This is a genomic window from Bacillus cereus group sp. BfR-BA-01523, from assembly GCF_022662615.1.
GTDB lineage: Bacteria > Bacillota > Bacilli > Bacillales > Bacillaceae_G > Bacillus_A > Bacillus_A mycoides.
Genome location: NZ_JAKUDX010000013.1, coordinates 43,703 through 69,024 on the forward strand (window position 1 = coordinate 43,703; position 25,322 = coordinate 69,024).

Sequence of the window (25,322 nt, forward strand, 5' to 3'; positions counted from 1 at the left end):
ATTTTAGTTCATGAAAAAAGGCCATTTATGAATGACCTTTTAAACAGTATACCTATAAAATTTCTTATCTACCTCTAGCACTGGAAAACTTTTTGGCAACTCTTCTATACTCACGCTTTGAAAACCATTCTTTTCGTAGAAACGGTGTGCTGCTAGAAATTTAACTGTTGTTCCTAAATAAATGTCTTCCAAGTTCTTTTCTTTCGCCCAAGAAATTGCCGTTTGAAGTAGCGTATGTGATGCGCCCCATTCTTTTCCGCGGAACTCTTTCTTCACGAACATTTTTCTTAGCGCTACTTGATGCTTTCCAATATCTAATAAAGCTACCGTTCCAACTACTTTACCATCATAAGTTGCTACCCAAAAATTTCCGTTGTCCCTTTGATAGAACGTTTCTATTTCAAGTAAGTCAGGCTACTCTTCTTTCGTAATAGGGACCTTGTACTCTTTTCGCTGAATATGAACGATAAGATCTACTACTTCCTCTTGAAACATACTTTCATACGGAATAATACAAATCTTCTCGTTCATCGAATCTTCTTCCATTCTGAAGCTAGTAAACTATACACAGCGATATCTTGGAAATGATCATATATCCATTCTTCATCTCTTAAAATACCATCTAATTTAAAACCTAAACGTTCTGGAATCGCACGGCTTTTCGCATTTTCAACACCACAACGAATTTCAATTTTATTCAGCTTTAAATTATCAAATGCATAATGAAGCACAGTCTTCACACTTCGCGTCATAATACCTTTCGCGCCAGCATCTTCTGCAAGATAATAACCAAGACTCGTAGCTTTCTTACCCCAGCTCACCGGATGAATACCTACCATCCCAACAAGCTTTCCTTTATAGCGTATACCAGCCTCAAACCCATCTCCCTCTGCAAATTTCTTTAACCACATCGGAAAAATCTCATTATACGCATCAGCTGATTTCGTCCCATCTACCCACGGAAGCCATCTTCTTAAATGGTTACGGTTTTGATCTATTAATTGATATAGTTCCTCTTTATGATGCTTCTCTAATAACTGTAATTCGATTTCGTCATCTACTCGGAGTGTGAACATGTTTTTTAGCCCCTTTTAATTTTCCTATTATTCTAACACTTATAGGTGAAAAAAAGTTAAACATTCGCACTTTTTCGGTTTTATATAAGAACAATCACTATATATGATTGATATCTAGATATGAATCATATATAGTTAAAGTATGGAAAAAAATGATAATTTTATAATTCAATTACGTAAAGGTGTTTTTGATCTCGCTATTTTGTCTTTAATAAGCAAACAACCTATGTATGGATACGAAATTACAAGTGCCTTACAAGATATCCCTGTGTTTCATATCCCGAACGGTTCGATTTATCCTATATTAAATCGAATCACGAAAAACAATTGGGCTGTTTCCTATTGGGAAGAGTCCGGTGATGGGCCAAAAAGAAAATACTATCGCATTACAGACGAAGGGAGAGAAATTTTAAATAGTCGCTTACATGATTATGATGCAGTATACCAAGCTCTAATGTTACTAGCTAAAGGAGAGGATAAAAAATGAACAAGGAACAATTCTTTTCAAATGAACTCATTGTTTCTTTCTTACACGATCTTCATAAAGGTTTAATGAACTTACCTACGTCAGCAAGAGAACAACATGTGCTAGAAATCAAATCCGATTTATATGAAAATGCATTAAGTAAAGAAAGTGAAGGGATACCATCAGCAAGCATTCCTTCACAAGTGATTGAAGAATTTCTTCCTCCAAAAGAATTAGCAAAGGAAATTACAGTAGAATATACAGATGTTATTCAAGATGCACAGCAATCTACAAATACATTTATTAAATATTATTCCGGTCTATCTATCGGTCCACTGGGTGCTCTATCAGTTCCTATCGTATTAGGTTTCATCAATATTTCATCTAATTTACCATTTGTACTAGCATTTATTGCAAGCAACATTTGGTTTATCTGTAGAGAAAATCATTGGAATACAGATTTATTAAAATACTTTAAAACAATTATTTTCATCAGTTCAAGACTGTTAATCGCTCTTCCATTCACCTTTTTCGCGATTCGAATTATGATAACAAAACAATTCGATATGTTTTCATTCTATTATTTAATTGGATATGTACTTTTTAGTTCACTATATATATTCTTATTAAAACAACTATACAAAAAAAATGAACAATACCAACATATCAACGCTTTTTAAAAGATATCGAACACAACAAAAAAGACGCACAGCCACAGCTATGCGTCTTTTTTCTTACTTCTCTGCAACTTGAACTTCTTTTACGTAAGCTGCTTCGAATTTTTGGATGTCACCTGCGCCCATGAAAATAAGAACGCCGTTTTTATGTTTCTTTAACACATCCGTTGTTGTATCTGTAATTAGTTCTGCGCCATCGATACGTTTTTGCAGATCTTCAATTGTTAATTCACCTTTGTTTTCACGTGCTGATCCGAAAATATCACATAAGTATACTTGGTCAGCTTTACTTAAGCTTTCCGCGAACTCATCTAAAAATTTCTCTGTACGTGAGAATGTATGTGGTTGGAATACAGCGACAACTTCACGCTCTGGATGTTTTTGACGTGCTGCTTCAATCGTTGCATTAATTTCTGTCGGATGGTGTGCATAGTCATCAATGATAACTTGTTCTCCCATTGGCTTTTCATTAAAGCGACGTTTTACGCCTTCAAAAGTTGTTAGCTGATGCTTAACTGCTTCTACATCAACGTTTTCATAATGGCAAAGCGCGATTACTGCTAATGCATTTAATACGCTGTGATCGCCGTATCCTGTAATTTTGAACGTGTCATAATACGTATTACGAACGAATACATCGAATATAGTACCATCAGTTCTCTTTTGAATGTTACGTGCTTGGAAATCATTATCTTCTCCAAATCCATAGAAAATAACAGGTACTTTCGCTTGAACTTTTTGAAGTTCTTCATCATCACCACATGCAATAATACCTTTTTTCACTTGCAATGCCATCTCTTGGAATGCATTAAATACATCATTGATGTCTGCAAAGTAATCTGGGTGATCGAAATCGATATTTGTCATGATTGCATAGTCTGGATAGTAAGACAAGAAATGACGACGATACTCACAAGCTTCAAATACAAAATACTTACTATTTTCTACCCCATGCCCCGTTCCATCTCCAATAAGGTATGATGTTGGGTGTGCACCTTGCATTACATGGGCTAACAAACCAGTTGTTGATGTTTTTCCATGTGCACCAGTTACAGCAACACTTGTGTACTGATTCATAAGATCACCTAAGAAGTGATGGTAACGATGTACTGGGATATTTAATTCTTTTGCTGCTACGATTTCTTCATGCGTATCAGGAAATGCATTTCCTGCGATAATCACTTGTCCTTCTTTAATATTATTCTTATCAAAAGGAAGGATGGAAATACCACGCTTTTCCAATGCTGTTTGTGTAAAGAAACGCTTTTCATAATCAGACCCTTGAACAGTATGCTTCATGTCATGAAGAATTTGTGCTAATGAACTCATTCCTGTTCCTTTAATTCCTACAAAATGGTAAACTGTCATCTTAAAGAACCTCCAACATTTCGAACTAATACAACGGCCTATCTATAAGACAGTATATGAATCTTTTCTTATTTTGGTAATCATCATACATTTCTGATGCAGTGAATTTCTTTTTATATTCACTTATCAGTGATAAACTCGTACGTACTTCTTTTATGTCCATAACACATTTATTATAGCAAAAAACAAGCCGCTATACTATGATAACAGAAAAACTGATAGGGTCAATCACCTATCAGTTTTTCTCGCTTTTACATATCTTCTTTTGTTTCTAATTGAACACGCTCTAGACGTGAATTTGGACGGTATTTACGACCAGCTTTTGCTTCTGGTTTTCCATTTAATTCTACGTTATCACCAGTAAAACCAATATTCATTTTTAATAAGCTACTTCCTACTCCGTATATATCGACAGGAACATTTTGAGCTTCAAATTCACGAATACGCTTCTCATCAAACCCACCAGTTACAACGATATCTACATGTTGGAACCCTTCCTCATCAAGAGCCTTACGAAGTGCAAATACAAGTGATGGATTTACACCACGTGGATCGAATGTTCCAAGTACTTCTGGGTGACGAATGAAGTATTGATCAATCATTGTGCGAGACGTATCGACACGTACACCTTTTAATGTTGATCCAAATTCACGCGCTACGCGAAGTGCATCTGTAATGACATCATTGTTATAATCAATTAGTACGACTAATTCATCTTCTGGGAATTTTTTATGATATGCCTTTGCAGCTTCAACAACATCACCATTAAACATTTGAATTAAAGCATGAGGCATCGTCCCCATACCACTTCTGCCCCACCATTCATTCATTGCATGCGTCGCTTGCGCGCTCATACCTCCGATGTATGCCGCATAGCCGTCACCAGCTTGTTGCGTATAATGATCGTCACGATCTCCCATGAAAATAACCGGTTTTTCTTTATCTACACTACGTGCAGCTTGGACAACGTTATATACGTTTGTCGCAACCGATGTACGACGAGCTAAAATCCCATCAATTACACCTTCTAAAAAGCCGAAGTATTCATAAGGACCATGAATTGTTAAAACTGTTTCAAACGGACTAATATTATCGCCATCCTTTAAAGAATGAATTTCTAATTCCTCAGGATTTTTGGCAAATGTTTGTAGCAATGCGATTACCTCATCTGCTCCGCAAAGAACTGCATGTTCTTTTTGAAAAAACTGCATTGTTACAACACTTTTCGGGCGAAATTCTTCAATGATTTCTCTAGTTTTTAAAAAGTAAACGGCAGAGAACCAGCCTTCTCCAACACGTTCATCAAATTTAAATGTTTTATTTGTTAGTCGATTTATTTCACCTTTTAATTTTAATTCAATTTCTTTCATGTCGCTTTACTCCCTACTTTACTATCCAACATTTTCTATTAGTATACAGCAAAACCGTTTCCTATACATTTGTTTCCTGCATAGCAGCGAATTCATCCTCAGAAATAAGGACATCTCTCGGTTTCGTTCCTCTTCCTTCAGAAATAATCCCTTGCGACTCCATCTCTTCAATTAGACGTGCCGCGCGATTATAACCTATGCGGAATTTTCTCTGTACAGAAGATGTGGACGCTCCCCCTTGCTCTACAACAAATTGACATGCATCAAAAAATAGTTCATCTTCAGACTCACTCTGCTCTGATTTTGCTAATAAATCCTCTTGCTTAAATAAGTAGTTTGGCTTCATTTGCTTTTTCACATGATCAACTGTTCTTTCAATCTCATCATCTGATACGTATACACCTTGTACACGAACTGGTTTAGATGTGCCGTTTCCTAAAAATAGCATATCACCACGACCAAGTAACTTCTCCGCGCCCCCAATATCGATAATCGTACGCGAATCAACTTGAGATGATACTGTAAACGCAATACGCGTTGGAATGTTTGATTTAATTAAACCTGTAATAACGTCTACAGATGGACGCTGCGTCGCAACTAATAAGTGAATACCACAAGCACGCGCTTTTTGTGCAATACGACAAATCGCTTCCTCCACATCACCAGGAGCAACCATCATTAAGTCCGCTAACTCGTCAATGACAATTACAATATAAGGTAATGTCTCACCTGGGATTTCTCTACCACTTACAATCGTATTGTAACGAGTTAAATCACGAGCACCAGCATGAGCAAACAATTCATAACGACGTTCCATCTCTTCAACCGCCCACTTTAACGCAGCTGTAGCTGCTTTTACGTCAGTAATAACAGGTGCTACAAGATGTGGAACAGAATTGTATGGTGCAAGCTCAACCATCTTCGGATCAATTAGTATCAACTTCACTTCATGCGGCTTCGCTTTATATAAAATGCTCGTTAAAATCGCGTTAATGCACACACTTTTCCCTGAACCAGTTGCACCCGCAATAAGTCCATGTGGCATTTTTCGAATATCCGTTACAATTGGATCACCTGAAATATCAAGCCCCAGCGCAACTGTAAGCGGTGATTCACTCTTTGTAAATACAGGACTTCTTAAAATTTCACGCAGGAATACTGGCTTACTTTCCTTGTTTGGAACTTCAATTCCAATTGCACTCTTCCCTGGAATTGGCGCTTCAATTCGAATATCTTTCGCAGCTAAACTTAACTTAATATCATCACTTAAATTTGTAATTTTATTTACTTTCACACCTGGGTCTGGTTGTACTTCAAAACGAGTTACCGCCGGCCCTTGTGACACATTAATAACATGTGCTCCAACATGGAAATTATTAAATGTCGTATTTAATAATTCTTCCTGTTCTTCTAGCCACTCCGTATTATCTAATGCTGCCTGCTGTGGAATTGACAACAACGTTAATGGCGGAAGTTCATACTTCGGTGGCGCTTGTAGTACGTTGCGCATATCGTTCTCTTTTTGATTTACAACATATGCTTTCTCTTGTACTTCCGTACTTGAAATTGGCTCTTGTACTTGTCCAGCCACCACTACTTGTTGCATCGGTTTTTCTTCCACTTGGGCTTCTACTACCACTTGCTGCACTGGACTTTCTTCCACTTGCGGGTCTACTACCACTTGCTGCACTGGTTTTTCTTCCACTTGCGGGTCTACTACCATTTGCTGCATTGGCTTTTCTTCTGCTTGTGGTTCTACTACCACTTGCTGCATTGGCTTTTCTTCCACTCGTTCACTGACAGTTGATTGCATTACGTTCGTTCTTGCCGCATGTCTTTCCATTAATTTCTTTCTATCCTGCTTTAACATGACAACATTAAATGGGACATGACGTTTTTTCTCACGTTTCGGTTCTTCTATTTGTAAAGCAGGCTGTTCTTCAGCAACTTGCTTCTTTTCTTCCGCTTCTTCAACTAAAACGTTCGCAAAGTTTTGAACATCTTTCTTTGTTTGCTCATCCGTTTCTGAAACTGGTACGCATACTTCACTTTCTTCCTTGAACGTAATTGTTTCTTGTTGAGAAATCACTGGTTGCTCTGCAACTGGTGTATTTTCCACTAAATCTGTATTCATCGTTTCTTCAATTACTGTTTCTTGAGAAGTTGGTTCTTCTTCCTTAGTACCCTCTAACTCCGCAACTTCTTCTGTCGCTTCCTCAGCTTCCTCTAATTCCACAACTTCTTCTGTCGCTTCCTTAGTTTCTTCTAATTCCACAACTTCTTCTGTCGCTTCCTCAGATTTCTCTAATTCTACAACTTCTTCTGCTGCTTCCTCAGCTTCCTCTAATTCTGCAACTTCTTCTGTCGCTTCCTTAGTTTCTTCTAATTCCACAACTTCTTCTGTCACTTCCTCAGATTTCTCTAATTCCACAACTTCTTCTGCTGCTTCCTTAGTTTCTTCTAATTCCACAACTTCTTCTGTCGCTTCCTTAGTTTCTTCTAATTCCACAACTTCTTCTGTCACTTCCTCAGGTTTCTCTAATTCCACAACTTCTTCTGCTGCTTCCTTAGTTTCTTCTAATTCCACAACTTCTTCTGCTGCTTCCTCAGATTTCTCTAATTCCACAACTTCTTCTATCGCTTCCTCAGTTTCTTCTAATTCCACAACTTCTTCTGCTTCCTTAGCTTCTTCAAAAGCATCTGGTATTTCTATAGTAATTGTTTCTTCAAGCTTTTCATCTGCTTTTACAATCACTACATCCTCTAATGTTTCTTCTTCGACTTGATTTGCTGCAACTTCAGCAACAGTTTCTTCTATTTCTGTATTACATTCATTTTCTTCTGTTAATATCGAATACACATGCTCTACTTTAGAATCTATTGACTCTTCTTGTAAAGTTTCTTCGTTATCTTCTGTAGATGATAACGCCACTACATCTTGCTCCTGCTTCAAGGCTTGTACAATTGTAGCCTCTTCTTCCACATGCTGTCCTACTGTTTTATGAAGCAACTCATCACTTAGGCTTTCTTCTAATGAAGGGGCTTGACGTTCAACTTCGTAACCGTTTTTCTCTAACCATGTATCCACAACCGATTTTTCTTCTACTCTATTACTTCGTTCGTTCACTCCGTTCTTAACAGATGAACTTCCTTGTAGAACTCCCGAAAAGTCGGATAATGTATATCCCTTTTTCTCTAACCATGCGTCAACAACAGCTTTTCCTTCAACAGATATTTCAAGATCTTCTCTTTCCTTTTCTTCCTCCTGCACAACCTTCGTTTCTACTGAAGGACGGTTATATCCATAAATCGGAGAAATCATTTCTGTTGGACGAAATGGTCTACGGTTACTTTCTTGCGACGGTACGAATGCTTTTTTTACGACAGGCTCTGGTTCCGGTTCATATTGCAATTCCGGTTCCTCATATGTAGGTGCTTCTGTTTCCACATACGGTCGTCTGCTTCTTTCCACTTTTATTCCTCTTTGAGTAGGCTGTTCTTCATATACTCCTCTTTGAATAGGTTGTTCTTCAAAGTTAGGCAGTTCTCTTACATCCTCCTCATCAAATCCATTATCTGGTATTAATGGAAAACGACATTTCCCTGCATTCCGACTTGCCATTTGTGCTTCTCTTGCTTCAGTGTAGTGGTTTACACGAGGAATTTTCGGCTGACTTTCAATTTGTGCCGGTACTTCTTTATTCATCACTGTTTTTTCTTCCTCTTTGTTAAACAGCTTTTTCATCCAATCTAACATGTTTACCACTCTTTCTACTAAATAGTAACATCCTTTATTGTATCAGCATTCGGCAAAAAGTGCAGGTAAAATTAAGCATATTAGTTTTATCCATAATATTCTAATTCACGATTGTTTTTCATATAGAAAAACGAGGTCTTACATGTAAGACCTCGTTTAATCTTTACCCTTCCGATATTCATCCACACTATCCGTTACACTTTGCAATAAAGAATTTACATACTGTGGGTCAGATAATTTTTTGTCTTCTTCAGGGTTTGACATAAATCCAAGTTCTAATAGTACTCCTGGAACTTTTGACCAATTAAATCCAGAAAGGTCATCCCGAAATTTAATTCCATTTACTTTCACTTGATGATTCTCTCTCATTTTATTTACTATCGTTTGAGAGATTTGAAGACTTTCAGCATAAATCTCTTTCGTATACGGACTTCCTTCTGCCGGTGTCAATACAGCAAATCCACTTTGATTTGGATTTTCAGAACCATCTGCGTGAAGGCGCAAAAATAAATTCGTTTTATGATCATTCGCGAATGTTGCTCGTTCCTTATTACTTATATCAACCTCATGTGACGTTCTCGTCATCAATACTTGTATACCTTTTGCTTCCAGTTTTTCTTTCAATATAAAAGCCATCTCTAATACAAGAACTGATTCCCTCTTTTTCGTTACAACTCCCGCTGTTCCGTCTGTTACTTTATATTTTTGCGTAGTTGCTCCTGGACCAATTGCCTCTAAATTTAAATTCGCTTTTTGTTGATGCCCTGGATCAATAACGACGAGAAACTTTTCTTGTTTTTCATTACTCTCTACTTTTTGTTCATTATTTTGCAGCGGTTGCTCAGTTGGCTGCAGCGGCGTAGTTTCCTCTTTCTTTTCCTCGGTCGGCACTTCCTCCTGCTTATGTTCCACTTTCTCATTCGTTTGAATTGCTTGCGCCTGTTCTTTCTTTTCTTGTTCTTCTTGCTGCTTTTCTACCGGTGCGTCTTCCTTATTATCTTTGTTTTTTTCTTGTATAGAAGATGTTGTTTCTTTTTTCGGCTCTTCTTGCGAACAACCTCCCATATATATTCCAATGACTGCAATAGCGCTCATTATTTTTATATACTTCATTTTTCTCTCCTATCACTTTGCACCGGGCTCAAAGTATTTCTTATAATTGTTTTATAATTTCATCCATATTTCCAATATGAACGGGTTGCCACGTTTCTGTACCACGCTCTGCGGTATAGACTAGATAAGCATCATCAGCTACATTTACGAAAACAGGATCCCCCATATCCGTTTCATATCCGATAACAATCCATTCCTCTTTCCATTTTCCACTTTCTTCACTTATTAATGAATTTTTATGTTTATCATATCGATAACCGATTTGTCCTTTTTCTAATTCATTTTCGCTAAACACATATATTTCATAGGAACCTAGTTCGATATCTTGCTGTTTTGAAGTTTCAATTCGTTTCAGAAGTTCTGCAATTTTTGGTTGTTGCTTCATACGTCTACCCCTTCTTTTTTCTAAATTTTACCTAATCCGTTTTTGAAATACAATATAGATTTTGAGAGGAAACGTTACAATCCTAGGAATTTCGCACAAAAAAATAGCCTCACATATGCGAGACTACTTTTTCTAACATCAATTAAAATTTAAATTCTTGTCCAACTTCAAAGCTATCTTCTAATACAAGAATACCTTTTTCTTCTGGAGCATCTGGAAGCTCTAACTCACGTGCAGAGCAAATCATTCCAGAAGAAGGAACACCGCGAAGTTCAGCTGGTTTAATTAACATACCACTTGGCATTACAGCACCGATTTTTGCAACAACAACTTTTTGTCCTGCATCAACGTTTGGTGCACCACATACGATTTGTAATGTTTCTGTACCGATTTCTACTGTACAAATGTTTAATTTATCAGCATTTGGATGCTTCTCTTTTTCAGCTACATAGCCTACAACAAATTTCGGCGTGAAATCAGCTTCTACTTTTTCTTCAAAGCCATTCTTCGCTAAAATTCCGTTAATTTTTTCAACAAACTCTTTCGTTAATGTAACGTTTCCGTTGTCTGTTACTTCTACATAAGAAGACGCATTAAAGATGTTGAATCCTGCTGTTACGTTACTTTCACGATCGTATACGCGAGCAACATCTCCTTTACGGTCAAATGTACGGTTTTCTAAAGTAATATCTTGTAAGGTAACAATTAAAGTGTCACCAATTCCTTCAAGGTTGTAAAAAACGTTCACTTCGTTCATCCTTTCTCTTTTCCATCTGTCTTCTTCCGATTCTTCGCTAAAATAAAGATTGGTTCGAAGTCCCCATCTTCATATACGAATGAAAGTGATGTAATCGGAACATGCCCTTCGGCAAAAAATTTCATTGTCATTTGTGCAATAATATCATAACCGATTTCGTTGACGATATCAGCAATAATTAATACATCTTGGTGAGGAACTGCAACAACCATATCACCAGAGATCTTTTCACGCATCGAGTGTAGTAACGATTCGTTTAAAATACGACTCGCATCGTATCCATCATTTGTGTTTAAAAAGTAGAATGTATTACCTGCTACTGTCTCCTGCTTAAATTCATAGCCTAATGAGCGAGCATTAAATAATGCCATTTCACGTACTTGTTCCTCTGTAAGCTCTAATTTTTGCAATAGGCGCTCATCAATTAATCGATACGTTTTATTAGAATCTAGCGCATAGTAAATACGTGTTTCCGCCGTATGGTCCGTCATAATAAACGGATTTCCTTCTTCTGATTGTTTCGGGAAAGAAGTAGAGCGAATAACAGGTAAAATTTTCGCCGTGCTATTTTCTTCTTTATGCATTGCAATTAGCGCTTCTTGTACGTAATAAGCGACCTCTTCAATTGCTTTTTCTTTGTTCACTTCCCATTTTGCAACTACTCCTGGAAGTGATACGTTAATACCTTTTTTCGAGTCTGTTTGTTCAATACGAAGAACTTCTTTCTCGCTATCATAATGACAGTCCCATTCTGGTCGAGATAATTTCTTCATTAACTCGTCTTTCATCTTTTTACTTGTCATTTTCATCTCTTTTTCCTCCCTTCCAAAAAAATAACCTCCCCCGCGAAGGTAGAGGTTGTTTTTACAATTCAATTGGCTAATTGTCTTATTTTAAACCTTCAATAAACTCTTCGATTTGCTCTTGTGTTTTACGATCTTTATTTACATAGCGTCCAGTTTCTTCACCTTTATTGTACGCTACAAAGCTTGGAATGCCAAATACGTCTACTTTCACGCATAAATCAATAAATTCATCACGATCTACATAGTAAAATGAGAAATCACTATACTTCTCTTCTACTTCTGGCATAAATGGATCAACGAAACGGCAATCTGGGCACCATTCTGCTGAGAACATGAAGACTACATTCTCTTCATTTTTTAATTCTTGGAATTGTTCCATGCTTTCTAATGATTTCATCTATATTTCCTCCTCTAACGAGTGCACTTTTTCACACTATAATCTTTTCTTTATACTACCATACATCGCGCATGGTGCAAGGTTTATGCTTGCTTTTCATCATACTTATATTGCCCAACAAGTAACTTAACAACGTGTACAAATAATTCCGTTCGGTCGACATAATCATCTGTAAAAATACCGATAGCACCTTCGTGACTACGAATATCTTTTCGCTCTACAAACTCTTCCATCACTTCACTTAGCTCTTTTCCTTCTTCAAGCGGTGCTAAAAAATCATCTGGTAACTTAATACGCGCCCCGCCCGCAACAAATGTTTTACCTTCAATCGTCGCTAAAGCACCCCAGTTACACATAAATAACCCATGCTCCGTTTTCATAACGCCGCCTTCTAGCCCAATGCCGATATAAGCTGCACCTTCCTGCAATGCTCTCTTCGCTCTATTTACTGCTCCTTGCATCGTCTCTTCATCTGAAAAAGGCTGATTTGCTACTCCTGATGGAACAGAAAGAGATGTAATTTCAGCATCTTCCCAAACCTTCTCCACAGCCCCAACCTTCGTCTTATTCTTCGACCCAACTACTACCTTCATTTCATTCACCCCTATATAAATTCATCATTCTATCCTAATACTAGCCTCGAACACCAAATCAGTCTTCATGACTGAGATTTATACCGTAGTGCGCCTGACCGCACACACGCATCTCTGTGTCATCTCTCCCACCTAAAAAAAGAAAAGGTTTTCCAAAAACAGCCTTCCTCTCTCTTCCTATCCGCGGTCTTAATACATCGCTCGAGCACCAACTAGGCACTGACCGCTCCCATTCATCGCTGGGTCATCTATTCAACCTAAAAAAAGAAGGGTTTTTCACCCTTCCTCTTTACGCGTTATTCTTAATTGTCTCTAACGTCGTTTTGTCCGTCGCTCTCACAAGCTTCGTAATTAATTCCTTCGCTGCCGCATAATCATCAACATGTAAAATAGAAGCATGTGTATGAATGTAGCGTGCACAAACACCAATTACTGCTGATGGGATACCAGAGTTACTTGTATGCACACGGCCCGCATCTGTACCACCTTGTGAAATAAAGTATTGGTACGGAATGTTATGTGTTTCTGCTGTATCTAAAATGAATTCGCGCATTCCTCTATGTGTTACCATTGTACGGTCATAAATACGAAGAAGAGCGCCTTTTCCTAATTGACCGAACTGCGTCTTATCACCAGATGCATCATTTGCTGGACTTGCATCAAGCGCATAGAAAATATCTGGTTGAATCATATTTGCAGCAGTTTGTGCTCCGCGAAGACCCACTTCTTCTTGTACAGTCGCACCAGAGTATAATGTGTTTGGTAATGTTTCATCTTTTAATTCTTTTAGCAATTCGATAGCAAGGCCACATCCATAGCGGTTGTCCCAAGCTTTCGCCATAATTTTCTTTTCATTTGCCATTGGCGTGAATGGGCAGATTGGAACGATTTGTTGCCCTGGCTTTATGCCAATTTCAATCGCATCTTCATAACTATCTGCACCTATATCAATTAACATATTTTTTATATCCATCGGTTTTGCACGTTGCGCATCACTTAATAAATGAGGAGGAATGGAACCAACAACCCCAATAACAGGACCATTCTTCGTCATAACTTGTACACGCTGAGCTAATAGTACTTGGCTCCACCAGCCACCTAACGTTTGAAAACGAAGCATCCCATTTTTCGTAATTTGCGTAACCATGAAACCTACTTCATCCATATGACCTGCTACAAGAACGCGCGGGCCAGTTTCGTCCCCTTTTTTCAGGCCAAATACGCTACCTAAACCGTCTTGCACAATCTCATCAGCATATTTGCTTAATTCTTGCTTCATAAAACTGCGCACATCATGTTCAAAACCTGATGTACCTTGTAATTCTGTTAACGTACGAAATAATTGTAATGTCTCTTTATTCACGAAGTCCCCTTCTTTCAAACCTTAGTAGAATACCTCTTTTATTGTAACGAAATTTTCGAAATGTTTCTAGTTTCTTCTTTTTTAGTTGCATTTGCATTATAATTATTATTGGTACACTATTTTTATTTTACAGAATTGAGGTGAATATATGAGCTGGAAAGGTTTAGTCACAGGTCTTGGCGTTGGGTTTGCAGCTGGTTATTTCGTTGCAAACAAAGTACAAGAACAATCCCATATTTCTTCAGAAAAAGCATTGAAAATGGTGAAACAAGCATTAAGTCATAAAGGTGAAATTACTGGCTCTTGGGTACATATGGTTCCAGAGGCATTTGAAAAATATGATGTCGCGTACGAAGTTTATCGCGGCGGTCTTACAACGATGTTAGATGAAATACAAGAACGATTTGAATTTTTAGTTGATGCTAAAACAGGTACTGTTTTAGAGGTTATAGCAGCATAAAAAGAGGTTTCCCATTAGGTGAACCTCTTTTTTTTTAGAATTACCAACAAAAGCTGATAATAACAGCAATACATAATAAGTGGAGATTGTTCCAATAAATATTTTTGGACACCTTCCTCTTATTAATATTAAGCTTCTATATTTGTTTTTCTCTCTATCTTCTCCACTATATGCCCTTCCTCATTCCACTTTACTGCACGGTAATATGCATCATGATAAAAAGTAAACCACGCCTCTTTTTCAGCACCATACTTCATCCACTTTTGTTTATGTTCAATCGATGTCATTGGATAGTCATCGTATGCCATTACCCATAATACATTTTGATGTGCATGCGTCGGTAAAATGTCCGCTAAATGAAGCATCGTTTCACTCTGACTTTCAAGGACGACAACGGCATGTCCATCGCTATGACCACCCGTATGCACCATCTTTATTTCATCCGTAATTTCTACTTCTTGCCTGAACGTAACAATCTTATCAACGATTGGCTCCCAATTTTCCTTCCAATATGTATTACGCGATCTAACATTCGGATTTTTCATTTCATTCCATTCAGTCTCACTTACATAAATCGTTGCGTTCGGAAACGCCGGAACAAGGCGATTTCCCTCCCATTTTGTTAAACCAGATGCATGGTCAAAATGAAGATGCGTCATTAAGACGTAATGAATATCTTCATTATTCAGTCCCAATTTTTCTAAAGATTCCTTAACTGATGATTCTTCTGTTACACCTTGATTCCGCTTCATTTTCTCATTCAATTTACCATTCCCTATCCCTGAATCAATAAGCATGTTTCCTTCTTTCGTTTCTAAGAGTAACGGATCTGTTCGTAAATAAATATGATTTGTATCATTGTGTTTATATTTTCGTGACCAAAGTACTTTTGGCACAACTCCAAACATCGCGCCTCCATCTAAATGTGTATTCCCACCTTTTAGCCACGTCACTTTTATATTTCCAATTTGTAACTGTTCCATATCCCATCCCCCTTTTCTATTTAATTTTAACATAATATTCCGATTATTTTTCATATAAAAAACCTATGCATTACTGCATAGGCTCCGTACGATATTTTGCTTCAACTCGATAAATACGATGACCTTTACTAGAAAATTTCTCTTCGTATTCTGTCATAATGTTTCCTTCATAATCACTATTATGAAGATCTAGGCTAAGGTAAGTTAATAACATACCATACTCAGCCATACTCATAATAGAATATTCAAATAAACCTTGGTTATCAGTTTTGAAATGAATTTCTCCGCCATCTACTAACACTTCTTCATAATTGCGTAAAAATGTTTTATACGTTAAACGACGCTTCGTATGACGATTCTTCGGCCATGGATCTGAGAAGTTTAAATAAACGCGGTCAATTTCACCTTTCGCAAAGAAAACTGTTAAATCTTCAGCATCTTTATTAATTAACTTTAAGTTCGGTACTTCTTCTTCAATTAATTTATCAAGTGCATCTACAACAACACTTGTGAATTTTTCAATTCCAATATAGTTAATATGCGGATTTGCTTTTGCCATATCATACATGAAGCGGCCACGTCCTGTACCTACTTCAATATGAATTGGCTGTTCATTTCCAAATATTTCTTTCCAGTTACCAGCGCTCTCCTCTGGGTTTCCAATTACGATATGTGAATACTCATTAATTCGATCCATTGCATAAGGCTTATGTCTTAAACGCATAGATGTCTCCCTCTCTTTACAAAACTATTTTAAAGGAAAAATTCCTTCTTTCTGTTTTAATCAATCTATCAAACAAAAAACCAAGTACGTACGAGCACTCGGTCCGTTTCTTTCAAGTATAAGATGTACCATTTTGATAAAAACTACATAAAGCATTAAACATTCCATGACGAAACAGCTTTTTCTCTTACATTTCTAGGGAGAGAAAAACACTCGAAAGGATGATCCGTTCATGCCAATTAATCAACAGCATCAATTAGAAGTGTTAAAAGATATTTTAATCAACCATCAAAGTGATTGCTGCGGGACAGTTTCTGAATGCGAGCAATTAGAGCGACTCATTCAATCGTTACTCGCAAACGATAGTATAAGTAGTGACACTAAAGTAATGCTAAACGATGTATATTCTTATAGTCAATCGGGTAAATCTTCCTCTAATTTGGACAACCATATTTCCAATAATCAAGAACAACTTACTCAGTGGATTGCTGGAATGGACAATTTTTCTTAAGTATTATTCTGAAGCAAGTAGTTGCTGTAAATATTGATGCCAATATTTAGCTTCTGCTTGCTGCTTTTTTGTTGTGTGCCATTGCATAGATAAAATCGTTTGTGCTATCACATACCATCTCATACGCCTAAGCAATGATTCATCTAGTTCAATCTCATAATATCCGAGCCATTCACTCCATTCATGGCGCGGAACATACCAATATAATAACATACCAAGATCTAAAGCTGGGTCAGCAATAACAGCCCCATCCCAATCAATTAAAAACAATTCATCTTCGTCCGACAATATCCAATTGTTATGGTTTACATCACAATGGCATACAACGAATTCATTGTACTCAATATCTTTTAATGACTCCGTTAAATATTGAAGACCTTGCTGAATTGTTTCATCAACTCTTATATCTCCTCTTAAAACGAGCTGTAATTGTTGTAATAACTCTTGCGCATGAAGCGGCTGCTTTCCTAGCCTTTGAATCATCTGCACAAGCGCTTTAGAGGAGTGTATTTTCTTCAAAAGTTTCGCAACACGTTCTAGTTTCATATCCTCTGGCTCTAACTTCTGTCCCGGAAGCCATTTTTGAGCAGAAATTACATCACCGTTCGTTACCCTTCTTGTCCAAAGTAATTTTGGAACAATTCCTTCTGCTGACAATACCGCTAAAAAGGGCGATGTATTCCGCTTTAAAAATAACTTTTGTTGTCCGTTTTGCGCAATATATGCATCGCCCGTTACTCCACCAGCCGGTATAAGACTCCACTCTTTTCCTAATAATTGTTCCAACCATTCCATATTCATTACCCGTTAACAAATCCTTATCTTTTATAGTTATGAAAAGAAAAACCGCAACATTTCTACACATGTTGTGGATTCATATATTTTACTGTATTTGAATGAAAAAACTTGGCATAAGCCGAAAACAGGATAAATCACCTGTTCTTCTAGTTTATTTTACAAAATCAATCATAGAATGACAACTTATGAAAATCGTCACCTTTGTCAATTCTACATTTATTACATTCTCATCGTCAAGTAGCGATTTGTCACATTATCGTCAATATATACGTGCTAATTGGAGCCAATTGAAGTTCCTTTCCTCTAAATGAAGAAATTGGCTCTATTTTCGCTTGCTTTTCGTTTACTAACACATGCCACGTTTCTTCTTTTGGAAGCTGCACCGTTTTAGCTTCCAAACCGCTATTAAATAAAACTACAATCTCTTTCCACGGTCCAAATAATTCTACATGCTCTAGGTGGTATGCCAGTACTTCTGTAGACGTTTGCAAAAAAGTCATATGCTTTTTTATAAGGTCTACATTTTGTAATCGGAATGCCCCGTGCCCTTTGCGAATCGCAATTAACCCTTTTATATAGTTAACGGTCTCCATCTCTTTCTCTTTTTGATCCCAATCTAATTGATTAATTTCATCATTTGCATTATAACTATTTTCATTCCCTTGCTTCGTACGATAAAACTCTTGCCCCGCATGTAAGAAAGGAATCCCTTGTGAAAGAATAACCATTGCAGTTGCTAAACGATGGCGCCTTTTCAAAATTTCTTCTGATTCTGGATTACTTTGCACTAGTTTATCCCACATCGTCATATTGTCATGACATTCTACATAGTTGATGCTTTGTACTGGCTCTAGGAACAATCCTGTTTCTTTCATACTTAAAAGGCTACCAGCTACTATATACTGCAAATGATTACAGTCTACATGCCCACCAAATGCAAAGCCACGTTTATTTATATTAAAAGTACTTCCTTTTATTCCATCACGAAATTGATCATTAAACTGTGCGATACATGGCATTTTATTCGCATTATTTAACGTCGCTTTCTCTTCAAGAGGAAGCGGTGTTTGCAAATCCCATCCTTCACCTAATAACAGCGCATCCTGCTTTATTTTTCGTACTTCTTTTTCTAATTCATTCATCGTTTCAACATCTAAAATTCCCATTAAATCAAATCGGAATCCATCAACATTGTATTCAGTAAGCCAATATAAAACAGATTCTATAATAAATTTCCTCATCATTTTCCGTTCAGATGCTATATCATTTCCAACTCCCGTCCCATTAGAAGGCATACCGTCTTCCCCATGACGAAAATAATATCCCGGGACAAGCTTCTCAAATGATGATAATTCTCTTTCATAAACATGATTATATACAACATCTATAATCACCCTGATGCCGTGATCATGAAATGTTTCAATTAGTTGTTTACACTCTACTATCCTGTTATATGGATCAGAAAGGTTTGTAACATAAAATCCTGTTGGTATATTGTAATATAACGGATTGTAGCCCCAATTATATGCGGAAGCAGGATTCACTTCATCTATACCACCAAAACAATGTAAAGGTAATAGTTCAACATGTGTAACGCCTAAATCCTTTATATGAGACAATCCTGTTAATGTCCCATTTCGCCCTACTGTCTCCTCTTCCATTAGCCCTTTATATGTCCCTTTCTTATTCACCCCACTGTTTGGGTGAATAGTAGCGTCACGAATATGCAGTTCATACAATATGGCATCTGTCATTGACTGTAATGGTGATAATTCTACTCGTTTTGTCACATTCGTTTTTTCCAAATCGATAACGACGCCGTATTTTCCATTTATCGTCGCAGACTTTGCATAAGGGTCAACCGCTTCGTTCCATATTAAATTAATACAAACAAGGAATGTATATCGTGCTCCATCATGATCACCTTGTAATGTATGAATCCACACTCCGTTTTCTTCTCTGTACATTTCATAATCAATATATTCTTTATCACTTTTATAAATCCGTACTTTCGCAAGCCTTGCAGTCGGAGCCCATACTTTAAATATTGTTTCTTCTTTTGTATACACAGCACCTAAGTCGGTACCTTCGTAATAATATTTTTCATCGAAAACTACTGTTCGAATCACAGCGCCTATTTGTAAATCTGTTTCTTCATTCCGTTCATCCCGTACTGTATAATACTTCCCCACATCTATCGGCTCTTCTATAAAACATTCATACTTCGTTGCATCTGGAAGAGCAATAGTATGAACAATCGGTAACTCTTTCACATTGCTTCCTTCTTGTAAACGAAATGTCCGGCTTGTTCCATACGCATGCGGGAGCAAAATTGTAATTTTATTCATTTCATCTAAATAGGCATCAAATGGACGTTTTACTTTCAACATAAAAAATCACCATCATTCTTAAAGTTAAAATGAAACGAGCTACAAGTGATAAGGGTTTTCTTATCAGCGAAGCTCTATACAGTAACACATTATTCCCTATAGTATATTCACCTGTATAAAAAACGTTTTCATACATTCTATTTTTGTAGTTTTATTTCAGTAATCGATTTATACTTCGGCGTTTCCTTAACGTGAGATTCATACAAAGTAATCGTATCTGCTTGAAATGATGTTACAGGTAACTCTTTTACATTTGTCAGATCAAACACTTTTTCTCCTACCCATTTACGCGCAACAGTAATATGTGGATGATAAGGACGTGTATCTAGAGAGAAGCCATTTTCTTCACAAATTGTATGCACTTGCTTTTGTAAACTAAACAAATCTTGATTATCACTTATCCCCGCCCAAAATATACGCGGCTGGTCCACCTGTCCGAATGTAGAAAGTCCTTTTAACGTAAACGATAATTCCGTTTTTTTTGTAAGTGTTTGTAATCCATTCTTTATTCCTTCTAACTGTTCCTCTGTCGCACTTCCTAAAAATGAAAGGGTAATATGATAGTCTTCTTCATGTACCCACGAGCGAAATGGTAATTCATCCTTCATTTCCTCTTTATAATTAGAAAGAATTTCTTTTATATGACGTGGTAAAGTTACTGCGACAAAATAATGCGGCACCATCTACATCGTCTCCTTTATGTTATTGTTGCTTTTCTTCCTTATCTCATTCAGCTAAAAAGAATCCGCCCTCTAAAGTAGAGAGCGGTCATTATTTAAATATCTTTTATTTCGCTAATTCATGAATTGCTTGAGCGTAAATCGCTGTCGCTTTTAATAAATCTTCAATTTCAATGTACTCGTCTTTTTGATGCGCAAGTTCTTCTTTTCCTGGGAATAACGGGCCAAATGCAACGCCAGCTTTCAATGAACGAGCATAAGTACCACCGCCAATTGCTAACAATTCAGCTTTTTCACCAGTTTGTTCTTCATATACACGTTGTAAAGTACGAATTAACGTATGATCTTTGTCAACGTGATGCGGGCGAGAGTTAGAATAATCCGCTACTTCAAATCCATGAGTACCAACATATTCTTTTAACTTTGCAATCGTTTCTTCAAAGTTAGTTGTAACTGGATAGCGTACATTTAATCCTAAATTACCACCGTTTTCTTGCGAGTAAGACAGGCGACCAACATTCACTGTTAACGGCCCGCTAATATCGTCTTTATAAGAAATACCAGCTTTTTCTCCCATAATATCACCTGTAAATGTTTCTGTTACAAACGAGGCAAATGAAGCCCCTTTTCCATCAAGAGAAACTTTCGTTAAGAAGTTTACCAATAATAAACCTGCATTTTCTCCCTTTTCCGGAGTAGATCCGTGAGCTGAAACCCCTTTGATTTGCAACGTCACCGTCTTTCCTTCTACAATTGCTTTACCTATTTTTTTAGCAGTTTGTAAATACTCTTCATATGCTACTGTAAGTGTATTTACATCTTCTCCTGTAATAACTGCTTCTGCAAAATCAGGAACCATATTTAAACGACGACCTGACTCAAATGAAATAAGCTTAAATGTGCCTTCTTTCTCTTCGCCACCACTTTGCACAACTTGTATGTCAGAAATTCCTTTTTCCGCATTAATAATCGGAAAATCTGCATCCGGCGCAAAACCGATTGTTGGCATTTCTTCATTTTTAAAATAATGATCTACACACTTCCAATTACTTTCCTCATCTGTTCCTAAAATCATACGAACACGTTTTGAAAGAGGTAAGCCCAATTCTTTAACGATTTTCATCGCATAATAAGCTGCCATCGTCGGCCCTTTATCATCAATTGCACCGCGTGCAAAAATCTTCCCGTCGCGAATATCCGCACTATACGCAGGAGTTGTCCAGCCATCTCCTTCTGGTACAACATCAACGTGACAAAGAATACCTACTAATTCTTCTCCTTGTCCCATTTCAAGATGACCTGCATATCCTTCTAAATTTTTAGAACAGAAACCTTCTGCTTCTCCTTTATGTAACATGAAAGATAAGGCTTTTTCTACACCTTCACCAAATGGTGCGCCCTCTTTCGCAGATTCTTCTTCCCATACACTTTTAATTTGTAAAAATTTTTGTGTATCACGAATTAAATCATCTTTTCGTTTTGTAACTTCTTCTGTCCAATTAATCGTCGACATCACGCATCCATCCTTCACTATATTGTCTCTTTCATCATAGCAAACGAAAATCTCTTATGCCATACATGAAAACCTAATAACGGACAATTGTAATATTTCAGATATTTCTTATTAGTTTTTCTTTTATTTTTTTAAAAAAATTTGCAGGAATTTGGCGTTTTACGTAGAAATTTATGAGTTAGTTGACTGACCAGACATACAATGTCAACTACCAATATTTTTCTATATGAATATTTGTTAAACTTTTGTAAAATTTAAGTAAGTTAAAGCATGAATTTTATCATGTAGAGTACAATGGTAGTAACGACCTTCTTTCCTGAATGGGGTCAAAAAAACTAGTAGAGGAGCGGTTTTCTCTTGAAACCTACAACTACTCGTATGCTAACACGCATTAAATCGATTTATATGTACATCAATGAAAACGGTACGGTAACAACGAAAGACCTTGTAGATGAGTTCGGGATCACACCGCGAACAATACAACGTGATCTAAATGTGTTGCAGTTTAATGAACTCGTGTATAGCCCTTGCCGCGGCAAGTGGACAACGACAGGAAAGAAAGTGAGAATGACCTCATAATAAAAAATAATTGTATGTAAATAAATACATACCCCTTTCTAACTCATTAGAAAGGGGTCTTTTCTATGCTCTGAAATTGGCGTTACTTTTCGTTATCTACTTGATACGTCTTTAACATTTCTACTTCTTCATCTGTTAATTCACGATATTGCCCAAGTTCTAACTCTTCATCTAACATTAAAGGTCCCATCTCTGTTCTCTTTAAATAAACTACTTTTTTCCCTACCGCTTCAAACATACGCTTCACTTGATGGAATTTTCCTTCTGTAATAACGAGTTCAATCTCAGAAATATCATCACTTTTTAAAATTGTAAGTTCGCCTGGCTTCGTTTCATAGCCATCTTCTAAAATAACACCTTTAGCGAATTCTATTACATCCTCTTCCGTTACAACACCTGAAATGTGTGCATAATATTTTTTCGGCACATGCTTTTTCGGAGATAATAGTTGATGCGTTAACTTCCCATCATTTGTGATTAATAAGAAACCTTCTGTATCAATATCGAGCCTTCCAACAGGGAATGGATCGAAAATCGCATCTTCTAATTCTAATAAATCTATTACTGTTTCGTGGTTATCATCTTCTGTCGCTGAAATAACACCTTGTGGTTTATGCATCATTAAATAAACAAACTCTTTATATTCCACAACTTCACCGTGAATCATAACCTCTTGCTCTTCTACATTCACATGAAACTTCGCATCTTTCACTGGCGTTCCATCAATCTTCACAACGCCGTCTTTCAGTAATTTCTTTACTTCTTTTCTACTTCCGTGTCCCATATTCGCTAATAATTTATCTAATCTCATGTTCTTCACCTTCTTTATTTATCATAGAAAAGGGGACGTATTTACGCCCCTTTTGATTTCAACTTTATTTTGAATCTACTACCAAGTTTACGCTGGATTTTCTCTAAAGCTTCTCCGCCAAATACTCTTTCTAGTACTCCTGTGCGAATCGCTAACAATCCGTAAACAAGACCACCAATACCTGCACAAATCGCAACTGTAATAAGAGCACCAATACGGCCATCAGGCGAAATCATGAAGGATAGAAGCCATTGTGATAGTTTTACAGCAATAACCATTACAAGTGTTAAGACTGCAATTTGGAATGTTCTCTTATATACAACACCAAATGAATAGTGTGCGTGTTTTTTAATTTGTCTATTCGTATACCATACGGAAGCTAAGAAGCCGACTGCAGTAGCCAAAATCGCCCCAACTGTACCGAAATAACGAATAAAGATTACGTTACATGCAAATTTCAAAATAACACCCATCACAAGCGCAACAATCGCATGTTTCTGCTGGTTAATCCCTTGCAGAATTGCTGCTGTTACTGTGAATAAAGCGAATAACAATGCAACTGGCGCATACCACATTAATACTTGTCCACCTAGTGGGTCTGAATCGTAGAAAGCAGTGTAAATCGGATATGCAAGTGTAGAAATACCTACAACTGCTGGCAATGTTAAAAACATATTCGCCTGGAATGTTTGTGTAATTTGTAATTTCAAATAACGGTATTGCTTTTCAGTAAACGACTTTGTAATCGCTGGCACGAGCGTTAAACTAAACGCTGTTGCAAGTGATACTGGAATCATAATTAATTTATGCGTCCACATCGTGAAAATACCGAGTGCTCGCTCTGCGATATCTCCTTGACCAATCGCCTGCATAATAGAGTTAAATGTCAATGTATCAATTTGTTGATATAAAGGAATTGTTAATCCAATTACAACGTAAGGGATTGCATATGCAAACAACTCTTTAAACAATTGAGCGGTACTTACCGTCGATTCTGGTACAGTTTGCTCAATTAAATATTGATCCAAATATTTTTTACGTTTTAACCAGTACCAAATTAATACGCCAAGTGCTCCAACTGCTGAAACGAACGCAGCGAATGTCGCAACCCCAACTGCCGTTGCTACTGTACCGCCAAGTACTTTAATAACGATGAAACTACCCGCTAATAAAAAGACGATACGAATAATTTGCTCAATAATTTGTGAAACCGTAGTCGGTCCCATCGATTGGTGGCCTTGGAAATAACCACGAATCAAACTTGCTGCCGGCACAACAATAAGCGCAAAACTTACGAGGCGAATAATCGTCGTAACTTCTTCTACCTTATTTTGTAAACTTTGTTTACCAAGCATTGCTTCTGCAAATAATGGTGCGGTCATGTACAGTACTAAGAAGGAAAGAACTCCTGTTACTATCATCATAACCATTCCCGAGCGGAACATTCTCCGGCTCGTTTTATAATCTCCAAGTGCATTATATTTGGAAACAAACTTAGAAACAGCAAGCGGCACTCCTGCCGTTGCGATACTTAAAAATATCGTATATGGAATGTATCCATATGTATAGAGCGTTCCGCCTTCTGTGCCTACTAATGCATGAAACGGAAAAACGTAAATCATGCCTAAGAACTTTACTAAAAATGTCCCTAACGTCACAATAAGCGTTCCGCGCAGAAATTTTGAATCGGACATACGAAAATCCTCCTACATCTACAATAAAGTGAAACTATAATTAGTGGGAGA

25 protein-coding genes are annotated in these 25,322 nt (G+C 37.1%); 5 read left to right on the forward strand and 20 right to left on the reverse strand.

The features are described 5' to 3' along the window. Positions 1 to 39 precede the first annotated feature (39 nt). The gene (locus MR066_RS23035) at positions 40 to 399 is read right to left on the reverse strand and encodes a GNAT family N-acetyltransferase (protein ID WP_396022286.1); all 360 of its coding nucleotides are present in this window, start codon (positions 397 to 399) and stop codon (positions 40 to 42) included. Positions 400 to 527: 128 nt separating this feature from the next. Further along, positions 528 to 1,076: a GNAT family N-acetyltransferase gene (locus MR066_RS23040; protein ID WP_078175975.1), complete on the reverse strand. Its 549-nt coding sequence runs from the start codon at positions 1,074 to 1,076 to the stop codon at positions 528 to 530. Between the two features lie 142 nt (positions 1,077 to 1,218). On the opposite strand from MR066_RS23040, the gene MR066_RS23045 reads away from it, so the two are divergent. Both MR066_RS23045 and MR066_RS23050 read left to right on the forward strand, forming a co-directional pair. Further along, on the forward strand, positions 1,219 to 1,563 hold the full coding sequence (locus MR066_RS23045) for a PadR family transcriptional regulator (RefSeq protein WP_012261844.1): 345 nt from the start codon (positions 1,219 to 1,221) through the stop codon (positions 1,561 to 1,563). Beyond that, positions 1,560 to 2,222, forward strand: a complete 663-nt coding sequence (locus tag MR066_RS23050) for an HAAS signaling domain-containing protein (protein ID WP_113935757.1) — start codon at positions 1,560 to 1,562, stop codon at positions 2,220 to 2,222. Before MR066_RS23045 ends, MR066_RS23050 begins: the two co-directional genes overlap by 4 nt. Positions 2,223 to 2,276: 54 nt before the next feature. On the opposite strand, the gene murC is transcribed toward MR066_RS23050, so the two are convergent. The 10 genes from murC to MR066_RS23100 form a co-directional block, all read right to left on the reverse strand. Beyond that, a complete protein-coding gene (gene murC / locus MR066_RS23055) occupies positions 2,277 to 3,587 on the reverse strand; it encodes a UDP-N-acetylmuramate--L-alanine ligase (RefSeq protein WP_002015598.1) in 1,311 nt (436 codons plus the stop codon). Between the two features lie 251 nt (positions 3,588 to 3,838). Beyond that, positions 3,839 to 4,957: a nicotinate phosphoribosyltransferase gene (locus MR066_RS23060; RefSeq protein WP_002015597.1), complete on the reverse strand. Its 1,119-nt coding sequence runs from the start codon at positions 4,955 to 4,957 to the stop codon at positions 3,839 to 3,841. 61 nt (positions 4,958 to 5,018) lie between these two features. Then, on the reverse strand, positions 5,019 to 8,714 hold the full coding sequence (locus MR066_RS23065) for a DNA translocase FtsK (RefSeq protein ID WP_242248640.1): 3,696 nt from the start codon (positions 8,712 to 8,714) through the stop codon (positions 5,019 to 5,021). Positions 8,715 to 8,870: 156 nt separating this feature from the next. Next, entirely contained in the window at positions 8,871 to 9,827 is a 957-nt protein-coding gene (locus MR066_RS23070) for an N-acetylmuramoyl-L-alanine amidase (protein ID WP_242248642.1), read from the reverse strand. A gap of 40 nt (positions 9,828 to 9,867) precedes the next feature. Continuing rightward, entirely contained in the window at positions 9,868 to 10,212 is a 345-nt protein-coding gene (locus tag MR066_RS23075) for a hypothetical protein (RefSeq protein ID WP_002015616.1), read from the reverse strand. 142 nt (positions 10,213 to 10,354) lie between these two features. Then, complete coding sequence (gene ytpR, locus MR066_RS23080; RefSeq protein ID WP_002089041.1) at positions 10,355 to 10,969, reverse strand: YtpR family tRNA-binding protein; 615 nt, start codon at positions 10,967 to 10,969, stop codon at positions 10,355 to 10,357. Continuing rightward, complete coding sequence (locus tag MR066_RS23085; RefSeq protein ID WP_002089043.1) at positions 10,966 to 11,778, reverse strand: DUF1444 domain-containing protein; 813 nt, start codon at positions 11,776 to 11,778, stop codon at positions 10,966 to 10,968. The genes ytpR and MR066_RS23085 overlap by 4 nt, the downstream gene beginning before the upstream one ends. A gap of 79 nt (positions 11,779 to 11,857) precedes the next feature. After that, positions 11,858 to 12,172 carry a thioredoxin family protein gene (locus tag MR066_RS23090; protein WP_002015619.1) on the reverse strand — a complete coding sequence of 105 codons (315 nt, stop codon included), beginning with the start codon at positions 12,170 to 12,172 and terminating at the stop codon, positions 11,858 to 11,860. Positions 12,173 to 12,255: 83 nt separating this feature from the next. Beyond that, positions 12,256 to 12,765 (reverse strand): DUF84 family protein, encoded by a 510-nt coding sequence (locus MR066_RS23095; protein WP_242248644.1) that lies wholly within the window; start codon positions 12,763 to 12,765, stop codon positions 12,256 to 12,258. Between the two features lie 289 nt (positions 12,766 to 13,054). Continuing rightward, the gene (locus tag MR066_RS23100) at positions 13,055 to 14,128 is read right to left on the reverse strand and encodes a M42 family metallopeptidase (RefSeq protein ID WP_078184718.1); all 1,074 of its coding nucleotides are present in this window, start codon (positions 14,126 to 14,128) and stop codon (positions 13,055 to 13,057) included. 148 nt (positions 14,129 to 14,276) lie between these two features. On the opposite strand from MR066_RS23100, the gene MR066_RS23105 reads away from it, so the two are divergent. Further along, a complete protein-coding gene (locus tag MR066_RS23105; protein WP_002015622.1) occupies positions 14,277 to 14,588 on the forward strand; it encodes a PepSY domain-containing protein in 312 nt (103 codons plus the stop codon). Positions 14,589 to 14,716: 128 nt separating this feature from the next. Here MR066_RS23105 and MR066_RS23110 read toward each other — a convergent pair whose 3' ends face one another. Next, positions 14,717 to 15,571 (reverse strand): YtnP family quorum-quenching lactonase, encoded by an 855-nt coding sequence (locus MR066_RS23110; protein ID WP_242248646.1) that lies wholly within the window; start codon positions 15,569 to 15,571, stop codon positions 14,717 to 14,719. Between the two features lie 70 nt (positions 15,572 to 15,641). Further along, on the reverse strand, positions 15,642 to 16,295 hold the full coding sequence (gene trmB, locus MR066_RS23115) for a tRNA (guanosine(46)-N7)-methyltransferase TrmB (protein ID WP_002015624.1): 654 nt from the start codon (positions 16,293 to 16,295) through the stop codon (positions 15,642 to 15,644). A gap of 232 nt (positions 16,296 to 16,527) precedes the next feature. Here trmB and MR066_RS23120 point away from each other — a divergent pair, with 232 nt between their 5' ends. Continuing rightward, positions 16,528 to 16,806, forward strand: coding sequence for a YtzH-like family protein (locus MR066_RS23120; protein ID WP_002015625.1), 279 nt, complete (start codon positions 16,528 to 16,530; stop codon positions 16,804 to 16,806). 3 nt (positions 16,807 to 16,809) lie between these two features. On the opposite strand, the gene MR066_RS23125 is transcribed toward MR066_RS23120, so the two are convergent. From MR066_RS23125 to pepV, 4 genes are all read right to left on the reverse strand, one after another. Further along, positions 16,810 to 17,607, reverse strand: a complete 798-nt coding sequence (locus MR066_RS23125; protein WP_002034382.1) for a phosphotransferase family protein — start codon at positions 17,605 to 17,607, stop codon at positions 16,810 to 16,812. 245 nt (positions 17,608 to 17,852) lie between these two features. Next, complete coding sequence (gene pulA / locus MR066_RS23130; protein WP_227494618.1) at positions 17,853 to 19,994, reverse strand: type I pullulanase; 2,142 nt, start codon at positions 19,992 to 19,994, stop codon at positions 17,853 to 17,855. Between the two features lie 137 nt (positions 19,995 to 20,131). Then, on the reverse strand, positions 20,132 to 20,677 hold the full coding sequence (gene thpR, locus MR066_RS23135) for an RNA 2',3'-cyclic phosphodiesterase (protein ID WP_242248647.1): 546 nt from the start codon (positions 20,675 to 20,677) through the stop codon (positions 20,132 to 20,134). Positions 20,678 to 20,780: 103 nt separating this feature from the next. Continuing rightward, positions 20,781 to 22,187, reverse strand: a complete 1,407-nt coding sequence (gene pepV, locus MR066_RS23140) for a dipeptidase PepV (RefSeq protein ID WP_242248649.1) — start codon at positions 22,185 to 22,187, stop codon at positions 20,781 to 20,783. A gap of 357 nt (positions 22,188 to 22,544) precedes the next feature. On the opposite strand from pepV, the gene MR066_RS23145 reads away from it, so the two are divergent. Then, a complete protein-coding gene (locus MR066_RS23145; protein ID WP_000805512.1) occupies positions 22,545 to 22,766 on the forward strand; it encodes a DeoR family transcriptional regulator in 222 nt (73 codons plus the stop codon). A gap of 82 nt (positions 22,767 to 22,848) precedes the next feature. Here MR066_RS23145 and MR066_RS23150 read toward each other — a convergent pair whose 3' ends face one another. Both MR066_RS23150 and MR066_RS23155 read right to left on the reverse strand, forming a co-directional pair. Then, complete coding sequence (locus tag MR066_RS23150) at positions 22,849 to 23,577, reverse strand: pseudouridine synthase (protein ID WP_002034388.1); 729 nt, start codon at positions 23,575 to 23,577, stop codon at positions 22,849 to 22,851. 41 nt (positions 23,578 to 23,618) lie between these two features. Then, entirely contained in the window at positions 23,619 to 25,271 is a 1,653-nt protein-coding gene (locus MR066_RS23155) for a putative polysaccharide biosynthesis protein (RefSeq protein ID WP_002034389.1), read from the reverse strand. Positions 25,272 to 25,322: the final 51 nt, after the last annotated feature.

Bases quoted from the DNA above. Each gene is read 5' to 3' on its own strand.
- MR066_RS23040 (WP_078175975.1), bottom strand. From the start codon at position 1,076: ATGTTCACACTCCGAGTAGATGACGAAATCGAATTACAGTTATTAGAG.
- MR066_RS23045 (WP_012261844.1), top strand. From the start codon at position 1,219: ATGGAAAAAAATGATAATTTTATAATTCAATTACGTAAAGGTGTTTTT.
- MR066_RS23050 (WP_113935757.1), top strand. From the start codon at position 1,560: ATGAACAAGGAACAATTCTTTTCAAATGAACTCATTGTTTCTTTCTTA.
- murC (WP_002015598.1), bottom strand. From the start codon at position 3,587: ATGACAGTTTACCATTTTGTAGGAATTAAAGGAACAGGAATGAGTTCA.
- MR066_RS23060 (WP_002015597.1), bottom strand. From the start codon at position 4,957: ATGAAAGAAATTGAATTAAAATTAAAAGGTGAAATAAATCGACTAACA.
- MR066_RS23065 (WP_242248640.1), bottom strand. From the start codon at position 8,714: ATGTTAGATTGGATGAAAAAGCTGTTTAACAAAGAGGAAGAAAAAACA.
- MR066_RS23070 (WP_242248642.1), bottom strand. From the start codon at position 9,827: ATGAAGTATATAAAAATAATGAGCGCTATTGCAGTCATTGGAATATAT.
- MR066_RS23075 (WP_002015616.1), bottom strand. From the start codon at position 10,212: ATGAAGCAACAACCAAAAATTGCAGAACTTCTGAAACGAATTGAAACT.
- ytpR (WP_002089041.1), bottom strand. From the start codon at position 10,969: ATGAACGAAGTGAACGTTTTTTACAACCTTGAAGGAATTGGTGACACT.
- MR066_RS23085 (WP_002089043.1), bottom strand. From the start codon at position 11,778: ATGAAAATGACAAGTAAAAAGATGAAAGACGAGTTAATGAAGAAATTA.
- MR066_RS23090 (WP_002015619.1), bottom strand. From the start codon at position 12,172: ATGAAATCATTAGAAAGCATGGAACAATTCCAAGAATTAAAAAATGAA.
- MR066_RS23095 (WP_242248644.1), bottom strand. From the start codon at position 12,765: ATGAAGGTAGTAGTTGGGTCGAAGAATAAGACGAAGGTTGGGGCTGTG.
- MR066_RS23105 (WP_002015622.1), top strand. From the start codon at position 14,277: ATGAGCTGGAAAGGTTTAGTCACAGGTCTTGGCGTTGGGTTTGCAGCT.
- MR066_RS23110 (WP_242248646.1), bottom strand. From the start codon at position 15,571: ATGGAACAGTTACAAATTGGAAATATAAAAGTGACGTGGCTAAAAGGT.
- trmB (WP_002015624.1), bottom strand. From the start codon at position 16,295: ATGCGTTTAAGACATAAGCCTTATGCAATGGATCGAATTAATGAGTAT.
- MR066_RS23120 (WP_002015625.1), top strand. From the start codon at position 16,528: ATGCCAATTAATCAACAGCATCAATTAGAAGTGTTAAAAGATATTTTA.
- MR066_RS23125 (WP_002034382.1), bottom strand. From the start codon at position 17,607: ATGAATATGGAATGGTTGGAACAATTATTAGGAAAAGAGTGGAGTCTT.
- pulA (WP_227494618.1), bottom strand. From the start codon at position 19,994: ATGTTGAAAGTAAAACGTCCATTTGATGCCTATTTAGATGAAATGAAT.
- thpR (WP_242248647.1), bottom strand. From the start codon at position 20,677: ATGGTGCCGCATTATTTTGTCGCAGTAACTTTACCACGTCATATAAAA.
- pepV (WP_242248649.1), bottom strand. From the start codon at position 22,187: ATGTCGACGATTAATTGGACAGAAGAAGTTACAAAACGAAAAGATGAT.
- MR066_RS23150 (WP_002034388.1), bottom strand. From the start codon at position 23,577: ATGAGATTAGATAAATTATTAGCGAATATGGGACACGGAAGTAGAAAA.
- MR066_RS23155 (WP_002034389.1), bottom strand. From the start codon at position 25,271: ATGTCCGATTCAAAATTTCTGCGCGGAACGCTTATTGTGACGTTAGGG.